Annotated in this window: 1 protein-coding gene; it reads left to right on the top strand. The window is 47.7% G+C overall.

The features are described from left to right. Window positions 1-343 precede the first annotated feature (343 nt). A partial coding sequence (locus ACOCD2_RS18870) for a DEAD/DEAH box helicase family protein (RefSeq protein ID WP_419604194.1) occupies window positions 344-1,690 on the top strand: 1,347 nt, incomplete at its 3' end.

The following is a 1,690-nucleotide window of genomic DNA, read 5'->3' on the forward strand; positions in this document are numbered from 1 at the left end:
TATTGCCGCATCTCCAGTTACCTGCAGACCATGGCAAATCAGGGATACAATCCGCTGGTCGCCATTCAAATGGCCTTTTCGGGACAGCTCTATGCTGATAGGGGTGAGTAGTTACGTTATTCCAATACAATGAACACACCATACCATCACCAGGGAAGGGGGAATCCTGGCCTGATAACGTCCTTATCAAAGCAAATAGCCTTCAAGAATTACCAAAGCGCTTAATGAAAGATCCTGTACTTATCGATATCTGGAAAGATCAACTGGGTATCGATCGATGGCGATATCCACTCCATAAAACGACAGTCAGTGGTGCATAGGATGTTTTTGCAGAGGGTGTACTATGAATGAATCAGAAACCCGTGCCGAACTGATAGACCCCGCGCTGGCTGAGGCTGGCTGGGGAAAAGAGGATCTGAGTCGTGTACGCCGTGAAGTTATCGCTCCTGGCCGACTAATCGGCGGTGGCAAGCGCGGCAAACAGGATATCGCAGATTATGTTCTGACCTATCGCGGCCAAAAACTGGCTGTTATCGAGGCCAAGCGTGTTGGATTACCTGATACAGAGGGTGTGGGTCAGGCCAAACGCTATGCCACTAAACTGCAGACGCGGTTTGCCTATTCCACCAATGGAAAGGGCATCTACCGTATTGATATGCAAACAGGGGAAGAAGGCTATGTCAGTAGCTATCCCAGCCCAAAGCAGTTGTGGGATGAAGTCTTTTCTGAATCCAACTTTTGGCGCGACCAATTTGCTGCCATCCCTTTTAACAACAATGGTGGTCGATGGGAGCAACGCTACTACAAGTATAATGCCATCAACAGCATACTTAATGCGATCTCAAACAATCAGGATCGCATATTACTCACTTTGGCTACGGGGACAGGAAAAACCTCTGTGGCATTTGAAGTGGCTTGGAAGCTTTTCCACAGTCGATGGAATTTGAAAGACTGGCGCAATGGATTGAAGAGGGGAGAAAAGCCGAGTAGACGCCCCCATATTCTATTTTTGGCGGATCGTAATATATTAGCAGATCAGGCATTCAATGCTTTCAGCGAATTTCCAGAGGATGCCCTCGTTCGAATTTCTCCGGATGCCATCCGAAAGAAAGGTATGGTGCCAAAGAACGGCAGCATCTTTTTCACCATATTTCAGACTTTCATGGCTGGTCGGGATAAAGACGGCAATCCTTCGCCCAGTTTCGGTGACTATCCACCTGAATTTTTCGATTTCATCGTAATTGATGAGTGTCATCGAGGTGGCGCTAACGATGAAAGTAACTGGCGAGATATTCTGGAATATTTCTCTCCAGCTGTTCAGTTGGGTATGACCGCAACCCCAAAGCGCAAGGGCAATGTGGATACTTATGCCTATTTTAATGAGCCTGTTTACGTCTACTCTCTCAAGGAGGGCATCAATGATGGCTTCCTGACGCCATTCAAAGTACAGCAGATTGCCACTACCCTGGATGAATATGTCTACACCTCCGATGACACGATCATCGAGGGTGAAATAGAGCAGGGCAAACGATACGGCGAAGATGATTTCAACCGCATAATTGAAATTCGTGCGCGGGAAGCCTACCGGGTCAAACTCTTCATGGAGAAGATCGACCAGAACCAGAAGACCCTGGTGTTCTGTGCCACGCAGGAACATGCTGCAGCTGTCCGTGATTTAATAAACCAGAAC

The sequence above is a fragment of the Thiolapillus sp. genome (assembly GCF_048562965.1).
GTDB classification, from domain to species: Bacteria; Pseudomonadota; Gammaproteobacteria; order Chromatiales; family Chromatiaceae; genus Thiolapillus; species Thiolapillus brandeum_A.